Raw genomic sequence first — 8,226 nt, 5'->3', positions numbered from 1 at the left:
ATGTTTTAGCGCGAGGACATCGCGTCTTAGCCTGTGGAGAGTCGGCGCAGTCAGGCCGCTCGATGAAGCAGGAACCCACCGAAGCGACCCGTAGATCATCACGCGGCGCCGTAGGAATCCCCTTCCTGTAGGGTGGGGAGGATGTCAAGGTCGTCACCGACAACAGCCGTTGCGCTGGCACTTGCATTGCCATTCAATTACTGTGACTGCGGCAACTTACTTGCCGTCCACCTTACACCGGAGAATCAGCATGGAATCACAAGACCTGGCGTCAACGATGTTCCTCATGTCGATGTTCGCGCTGTACATGATGTACCTCAAGCAGGATGAACAGTACAGGAAGCTCACCCGCCTCGAGAACATGCTCAGCTCGGTTCCCGGCGCGGGCGACGGCTACAAGGATGTCCATCCACGGGTCAGGGCCAAGATTGTCGCCGGCGAGATCAGCGCCGCCATCATCTTGCATCGGAGCATAGAGGCGATGTCGTTCGGCGAGGCCGAGGCCGCCATCAGGACTTACATCGCCCGCCAGGACTGATCCGACGGCGCCGTGTCCGCGGCCAGCAGGGCGACGAACTCGTCGGCCGCCACCGGCCGGCTGAAGAAATAGCCCTGCACTTCATCGCAGCCGGCGCCGTCCAGATAATCGCGCTGCGCGCGGGTTTCCACGCCTTCCGCCACCACCGTGATGCCAAGGCCATGCGCGAGCGCAATCGTGGCCTTGGCGATCGCCGCGCTTTTCGCATCCTCGGTAATATTGCGCACGAAACTCTGGTCGATCTTCAGCTTGTCCAGCGCAAAGCGGCTCAGGTAGCTGAGCGAGGAATAGCCGGTGCCGAAGTCGTCCAGCGCCACCGCCACGCCCATGCCGCGCAGCTCGGCGATCTGGGCCATGGCCAGCTCCGCTTCCTGCATCAGCACGCTCTCTGTCAGTTCGATCGCCAGGTAACGCGCCTGCATGCCGCTGGCGCGCAGCGCGCTGCTCACGATCGCCGGCAGGGTGCCGGCCGTGATCTGGTGCGCCGACACGTTGACGGCCACCGGCAGCGTACACAGGCCGGCATCCTGCCACGCCTTGTTTTGCGCGCAGGCGGTGCGGATCACCCATTCGCCGATCTCGACGATCAGGCCCGAGTCTTCCGCCAGCGGAATGAATTCGGCCGGGGACACCATGCCCAGCTCGGCGCTGCGCCAGCGGATCAGCGCTTCCGCGCCGCACACGCGCATGTCGGCCAGCCGCAGCTGGGGCTGGTAGAACAGGGAAAACTCCGACCGCCCCAAGGCGCTGCGCAGCCGGTGCTCCAGCGCCATCCAGTGCAGCGCCCGCGTGTTCATTTCGGATGTGAAATAGCGGAAGCTGTTGCGCCCGCTGTTCTTGACGTGCGACAGGGCCGTGTCGGCATTCCTGATCAGGTCGCCCGGAGTGATGCCATCGAGCGGGAACAGCGCAATCCCCACGCTGGCCGTGACCACCACTTCAATCCCCAGCAACTGGCACGGCGCCGCCACCGTGCCGAGCATTTGCTGGGCGGCGGCGTTGATGTCGTCGTTGTCGTCCACGCGCCCGAGCACCAGCACGAACTCGTCGCTGCCGATGCGCGCCAGGGTGTCGCCCGGATGCAGGCGCGCCAGCAAGCGCTGCGCCATTTCGCGCAGCAGCAGGTCGCCGGCGTCGTGCCCGATGCTGTCGTTGACCCGCTGCAAACGGTCGATATTGAGCAGCAGCACGGCAATCGCGCGCTGCGCCTGGTGTGCCGCCTCGATCGCCTGTTCCAGCCGGTCGTTCAGCAGCGAGCGGTTCGGCAAGCGCGTCAGCGGATCGTGGTTGACCATGAATTGCAACTGCTCATTCGCTTCGGTGATATCGCTCAGGTCGGTGAACACGCCCACATAGCCGGCCATGCCGTGTTCCGCGCTGGCCACCGCGCTCACCGTCAGCCACTCGGGAAAGACTTCGCCATTTTTGCGCCGGTTCCAGATTTCTCCGCGCCAATGGCCATCGCGCGCCACCGTCTCCCACACTTGCCGGTAGAAATCGATACCGTGCAAGTTCGAGCGCAATATGCGGATATTGCGCCCCAGCACCTCGGACTCGCTGTACTGGGTGATCCGTTCGAACGCCCCGTTGACGGCCACGATGTTGCTGGCCGCATCGGTCACCACGATGCCGTCGCGCGTGTATTCGAACACGCGCGCGGCCAGTTCGAGTTTTTCGTTGGACTGGCGCCGCTCGGTGACATCCTGCAAGGTGCCGATCAGCGCGATCACATTCCCGGCCGCATCATGCACCCCCGTGCTGCGCGAATGAAAGGTGCGCTGCGGACCGAGCGCCGGGTTGCTGCGCAGCTCGCCTGCCCAGTTCATGCCATGCTGCACGGCCGACTCGACCAGATGACGGTCGTGCGGGTGAATTTGCTGCAAAAACACGTCGAGCGGCGGTGGCTGATCCGCCGGCGGCAGCCCCAGCAGCCGGTACATCTGCTCCGACCAATGCCCGCTGCGGCTCTTCAGATCGAGCCGCCAGCTGCCGATCAGCGCCAGGTTCAATCTGAAGCGCTTGTGCAATTCGCGCAGCGCCAGGGAGCTCAGCCCGGCCAACACCACCAGGAACGCCAGCGACACGCCGATGTAGGCGCCGGCCATGCCGTACCAGTCGGCCAGCAGTTCGTCCTCGCCCAGCCCCACCACCACCACCACCAGCGGGCGCCCGTTGACGCGCTGGTAGAAATACAGGCGCCGGATCTGGTCGATGTTGCTGTCGGCGATGTAGCTGCCGGCGTCAAGCACGCCGGGCGTCTCATGGAAATTCGGGACGAACGCCAGGCGCTTGCCTTCGGCCATGCCGGCCGCCGGCACGCGCAGCATCAGCACGCCGTCGGTGCGCACCAGGGCGACGATCCCATCCTTGCCGACCTTGACCGCGTCGTAAAAGCGGCGCAAATATTTCGGTTCCAGCGCGGCCACGATCACGCCGCCAAAACTGCCGTCGGGCCGGTTGATGCGGCGGCTGAAGCTGATGAAGGGCACGCCCAGCTTGCTGATGATCGGCCCTTCGATGTGCATGCCGTAGGTCGGCTGCTCGCGGTGAATCCGGAAATACGCACGGTCCGACAGGTTGTAGCTGCCTGGCAATTTCTGGCTGTCGTGAATCATATTGCCTTCGGCATCGAGCAGCCAGATGGCGCGGATGAAGGGCAGCTTGGTGATACTGCTGTCGAGCAATTCATCGACCAGGCGGTCGCGGTCGGCCGGCCCGTGCGGCACCATCTGCACCGCCTTGATGGTCGTTTGCATGGCCAGGTCGACCGCGAAGATGCTGTCGACCGCCTGTTCCTCGAGCACCTTGACCAGCACGCGCGCGCTGTTGCTTTTTTGGGTGATGAGGTTGTCGCGCGCCTGGACCAGTTCGAACACGAGGTTCGCGATAATACCGACGAATATCAGTCCGGCAAAGCCGAGCACCAGCAACGTGACCCCGCGCTCGCCGCGATCTGCAAGACGAAGGGAAAAAATCGGGTTCATTGAATTGCACCTTGAGCGATTGAGCGGGCCTGCGCGGCTCCCGCTATGGCATTCCCGACCCTGTTTTCACGTCTGTTATATCAGATCAGGCATCAGTAATAAAGCACGAAGTGTTATGCTCGATGACAGTGTGGGCGGACGATTCAGGCCAGTTAACGCGCGACCATTTAAAATAGCGGGTTTGCTCCCTGAGAAGTCCGCCGTGAATGCCCGTCCGCCCACTTGCCAAGCGCCGCCCGCCGCCCCTCGCGCACTGGCGCGTACACGCGCGCTGATTGACCCAAGCCAGCTGGCCGGCTTGCTGCGCGATCCGGCGGTGCGCTTGCTGGAAGCCGGCTGCGATGGCGCCGCCGCCTTCGAACAGGCCCACATCGACGGCGCTGTCTACCTCGACACGCGCGCGCTGGAAGCGCCGCCGCTGTTCAACAAGGTTGACGATGCGGCCCTGTTGCGGGTGCTGTTGGCGCACGGCGTGCGGCACGACACCACTGTCGTCGTCTACAGCCGCAACCCGCTGGCGGCGGCGCGCGCGGCGCACCTGATGCTGTACGCCGGCGTGATCGATGTGCGCATGCTCGATGGCGGCTTCGGGGCGTGGTGCGCGGCCGACCTGCCCGGCGTCGCCGGTCGCGCCGCGGCGCCGCTGCCCGCGCCGGACTTCGGCGCGCCGTTTCCCGCCCGTCCCGACTACCTGACCGGCATGGCGCAGGCGCGTACACTGCTGGCGCAGCCCGATTGCGCCCTGGTCAGCATCCGCACCTGGAGCGAATACACCGGCGCCACCTCGGGCTACAGCTACATCGCGGCGCGCGGCGAGATCCCCGGCGCGCTATGGGGCAGGGCCGGGCGAGAGGGCGATGTGAACAGCATGAGCCACTTCCAGCACCCGGACGGGCGCATGCTCGATGGCGCGGCGATCGAAGCGCTGTGGCGCGCCGGCGGCATCCATCGCGCCAGCCACAACGCTTTCTACTGCGGCACCGGCTGGCGCGCCTCGCTGGCCTTCTTTTACGCGTGGGTTATCGGCTGGGAGCGCATCAGCGTGTACGACGGCGGCTGGTTCGAATGGAGCGCCGACCCGGCCAATCCGGTTGCCATTAACGCTGCGGCGCCGCCACGATGCGAAACGCCAGTTCCATCGGATCTTGCACCGTCAGCGCGCCGCCCATCACCGACATTGGCGTGATGCCGAAATCGCTCTGCTTCAGGATGAATGTGCCGGTCGCGGTCAACCCGGCGGCGTCGCGCGCGATCGTGGTCGGCACGTCCACCGTGCGCGCCACCCCGTGCAGGGTCACGGTCAGGCGTAACAGGTCACCCTTGTCACCCTTGCCGGCGGCGCGTTCGGCGTGCAGTTCCACCAGCGGAAAGCGCTCCGCGTCCAGCACCCGCGTGAGCATATTGGTGCGGGTGCCGGCGATGGCGTCAAGGTCGGGCTGGGTACTCAGCCCCGCCTTGGTGCGCAAGTCGGTTTCGTCGACCGTCATCTGATCGAGCCGGAAGCGAAAGTCGGCCCGGCCCGCGTCCGGCGCGACGAAGCCTTCGATGCTGCGGCTGGCGACAACGTGGTCGTGCCCCATGCGCGCAAACGTGCCGCCGCGCCGTACCGTCACGGTGATCAGCGAGAGCGCCGCATCGATGCGCAGCACCGGCTGCGTGCGCGCCGCTTCGTGGTACCAGCTGAAAACCGGCGTGGCGGGCGTGGGCGCCGGCGGCGGTGCGGGCGTGCTGGCGCATCCGGCGACAAGGACCAGCAGCGGCAGGTAGGTTCGGATCGGTTTCATGGCACGATTGTGGCACGAATCCGGCCGCTGCGCGGCTCACACAGGCGCCACCGCGCCCAGCGAGCTACCTAGTATGCTCAGCGCCATCCACAGCGCCACCAGCGCGTAAAACACGCGCGGCAGCCAGGCCATCATCTCCAGCTGGAAGCGGTTGATGGTCTCGCTTTCGCTGGCGGCGTGGCGGCGCAGCATCTCGGGCAGGGTGCCGCTTTGCTCGCCGGTGAGCACCAGCGCATGCAACTGGCCGGTATCGGGCAGGCGCAGCGTTTCGATCGCCTGCGCCAGCGTGGCGCCCGCCGTCAGTGTCGGCAGCATCGCTTCCAGGTCGGCGCGCACGAGGCGGTTCCCGACCGTCTGCAGCGCCACCGGCATGGCGTCGAACAGCGGCAGGCCGGCGTCGAGCAGCAGCGCCAGGCTGTCGACAAAGTCGCGCAGATTGCGGCGCACATGCATCGGGCCGAAGACGGGGAGCGCCAGCAGTAGGCCTTCAACCCCGGCGCGCGCGGGCGACTCGCTGCCGGAGCCGAACCATTGAATCGCCCGCGCCGCCAGCAGCGTCGCGCCCCCGAGCGCGAGCAAGGGCGAGAGCACGCGCCACAGATAGGCGCCGCCCGACAGCGTGCCGCCCGCCAGCGCCGGCAGCGGCTGGACGAACAAGGCGATCGTCAGGATCGCCACCGGCAGCACCATGCGCGAACGCAGCGTGGCCAGCTGCTGCGCCCTGGTGGCATGAAAATCGGCCAGCCGTTGGTAGGTCGCCAGCGGACTGCCGGCGGCGAACGCCGCGCGCAGCAGGCGCGCTTCGAACACGCTGAACAAGCCGCTCGCCAGGCCGGCGCCGGCCGGCTCGCTGCGGCGCGCCGCCAGCTTGCGAAAGGCCGCCACCCGTTCACGCCCGGCGCGGCCCAGGTCGAGCAGCGCGTAGGCCCGGTCGGGCGGCAGGCCGGCTTTTTCCATGGCCGCCAGATGCTGGTAAAGCTGCGCGCGCAGCAGGGCGGGAAGAGGGCGGTGGCGGGTCATGCGGCGATTGTGGCACAGGGTGGGCATGGCCGCCAAATTGGCGCTATGATGCATGTTGCTGTTTACTTAACCCGGAAAGGAATGCCATGATCGACCTGTATTCGGCGCCCACGCCGAACGGCCACAAAGTCTCCATCGCGCTTGAGGAACTGGCTTTGCCGTACACCTTGCACGCGCTCGAATTGAACCAGAACCAGCAGAAGGAAGACTGGTTCCTGGCGCTTAACCCGAACGGCCGCATCCCGGCGATCGTGGACCGCGCCGAAGACAATTTTGCGGTATTCGAGTCGGGCGCGATCCTGGTCTACCTGGCCGAAAAGACCGGGCAGCTGATGCCGACGGACCCCAAGGGCCGCTCGCAGGTCATGCAGTGGCTGATGTTCCAGATGGGCGGCGTCGGTCCGATGATGGGGCAGGCCAATGTGTTTTACCGCTACTTCCCCGAAAAAATCCAGCCCGCGATCGACCGCTACCAGGGCGAGAGCCGGCGCCTGTTCAAGGTGCTCGATGGCCGTTTGCGCGACCACGAGTTTTTGGCCGGCGACTATTCGATTGCCGATATCGCCAACTGGGCCTGGGTGCGCACGCACAAGTGGTCGGGCGTCTCGATCGAGGAATTGCCGCACCTGGCGCGCTGGATCGACGCCATCCGCGCCCGTCCGGCCGTGGAAAAGGGCTTGCAGATGCCGCCATCGCCGCGCGAACTGAGTTCGTCGAGCGAAGAGGAAGCCGCCAAATTCTCGGCCGCCGCCCGCACCATGCTCGAAACCGGCCAGTCGCGCAACTAACCACTCGCAAGGATGCCCATGAAACTGTACGTCAGCACGTTCGCGCCGAACCCGCGTCGGGTCACCATGTTCATCGCCGAAAAAGGCATCGCCGGGATCGAACAGGTGATGATCGACCTGGCCGCCAATGAACACAAGAGCGAGGCCTTTGTGGCCAAGAACCCGCTGGCGCGCGTGCCGGCGCTGGAACTCGACGACGGCCGCGTGCTGTGCGAAACGCGCGCCATCTGCACCTATCTGGAAGGGCTGCATCCGGAGCCGAACCTGATGGGCGACGGTTTTGAAGAGCGCGCCTTCATCGAGATGGCCGACCGCCGCGTGGAGATGCATCTGTTCCTCGGCATCGCCAACAGCGTGCGCCACACGCATCCGGGGCTGGCGCTGCTGGAACAGCCGCAGTTTCCCGACTTTGGCGCCTCGCAGGGAGAGAAGATGCGCGAGCACGCGCGCTGGCTCGACGGCGAACTGGCCAAGCGAGCGTTCGTGGCTGGCGAGCGGTTTACGGTGGCCGATATCACGGCCTGGTGTGCGCTGGAGTTTGCGCGCGGGCTGATGAAGTTCAGGCCGGGCGCGGAAGGCATGCCGCATTTGCAGGCCTGGCGCGACCGGATGGCGGAACGCCCGTCGGCGGGGCGTTAGGTCAGGTTTGCCGGCACGGTTCGCAACTCATCGGTCATAGGGAAGCATCACGCTTTTCCTTTGGGAGGCCAGCGTTGCGCAGTATGCTTAACCCGGAGGATTTCGACAGTTTCTTTCCGTATTCGGTAAACAAGGAGATAGTGCGGATGGACAGTCTTTTCACGCGTTGGTCGAGCCGCTCAGCGTTGTGTATAAGGATATGATGAAAGTGATATCAATTGACCCAATGTCTATGGCCCAATGCCGTTTTGAGTGGAAGTTGACTTCGGCTACCATATCGGCTACCGCTGTGAATGTCTGCGCCTTGCGGCGCTTGTCGATGTCCGGTCCGGAGCAGGGTCAAGGGCCAATCTACCGGACTTAAGCGATTGACAGCTTAACATGGCTTTTGTGTCATGTATTTGTGGGGCTTAGGCTGCTTGTTTCTGGGCTTTGATTGGCCGGGTCGGTGAAGGAACGTCTTGCGAACAATC

The 8,226-nt window shown here is 65.2% G+C and carries 7 protein-coding genes and 1 pseudogene; 4 read left to right on the top strand and 4 right to left on the bottom strand.

The window, feature by feature from the left end; translation table 11 throughout:
• Positions 1 to 250 precede the first annotated feature (250 nt).
• Positions 251 to 538: a hypothetical protein gene (locus F1735_RS31675; protein ID WP_167240761.1), complete on the top strand. Its 288-nt coding sequence runs from the start codon at positions 251 to 253 to the stop codon at positions 536 to 538.
• Here the strand turns inward: F1735_RS31675 and F1735_RS31670 are convergent.
• Positions 517 to 3,522, bottom strand: coding sequence for a bifunctional diguanylate cyclase/phosphodiesterase (locus tag F1735_RS31670; RefSeq protein WP_167240759.1), 3,006 nt, complete (start codon positions 3,520 to 3,522; stop codon positions 517 to 519). The two genes, F1735_RS31675 and F1735_RS31670, sit on opposite strands and share 22 nt — an antisense overlap.
• Before the next feature lie 202 nt (positions 3,523 to 3,724).
• Here F1735_RS31670 and F1735_RS31665 point away from each other — a divergent pair, with 202 nt between their 5' ends.
• Positions 3,725 to 4,708: a sulfurtransferase gene (locus F1735_RS31665; RefSeq protein ID WP_373888616.1), complete on the top strand. Its 984-nt coding sequence runs from the start codon at positions 3,725 to 3,727 to the stop codon at positions 4,706 to 4,708.
• Here the strand turns inward: F1735_RS31665 and F1735_RS31660 are convergent.
• Positions 4,620 to 5,306 (bottom strand): YceI family protein, encoded by a 687-nt coding sequence (locus F1735_RS31660; protein ID WP_167240756.1) that lies wholly within the window; start codon positions 5,304 to 5,306, stop codon positions 4,620 to 4,622. The genes F1735_RS31665 and F1735_RS31660 overlap by 89 nt on opposite strands.
• 36 nt (positions 5,307 to 5,342) lie before the next feature.
• Complete coding sequence (locus F1735_RS31655) at positions 5,343 to 6,326, bottom strand: type II secretion system F family protein (RefSeq protein ID WP_222853135.1); 984 nt, start codon at positions 6,324 to 6,326, stop codon at positions 5,343 to 5,345.
• An 86-nt stretch (positions 6,327 to 6,412) separates the two neighbouring features.
• Between F1735_RS31655 and F1735_RS31650 the strand changes: the two genes are divergently transcribed.
• The gene (locus tag F1735_RS31650) at positions 6,413 to 7,114 is read left to right on the top strand and encodes a glutathione S-transferase family protein (protein ID WP_167240752.1); all 702 of its coding nucleotides are present in this window, start codon (positions 6,413 to 6,415) and stop codon (positions 7,112 to 7,114) included.
• An 18-nt stretch (positions 7,115 to 7,132) separates the two neighbouring features.
• Positions 7,133 to 7,753 carry a glutathione S-transferase family protein gene (locus F1735_RS31645; protein ID WP_167240750.1) on the top strand — a complete coding sequence of 207 codons (621 nt, stop codon included), beginning with the start codon at positions 7,133 to 7,135 and terminating at the stop codon, positions 7,751 to 7,753.
• A gap of 47 nt (positions 7,754 to 7,800) precedes the next feature.
• Here the strand turns inward: F1735_RS31645 and F1735_RS37975 are convergent.
• Positions 7,801 to 7,890: pseudogene (locus tag F1735_RS37975) on the bottom strand (type II toxin-antitoxin system mRNA interferase toxin, RelE/StbE family); the annotation flags it as partial.
• Positions 7,891 to 8,226: the final 336 nt, after the last annotated feature.

It is taken from the genome of Massilia genomosp. 1 (assembly GCF_011682185.1).
GTDB lineage: Bacteria > Pseudomonadota > Gammaproteobacteria > Burkholderiales > Burkholderiaceae_D > Telluria_A > Telluria_A rubra.
This window is presented reverse-complemented; position numbering and strand designations above follow the sequence as displayed.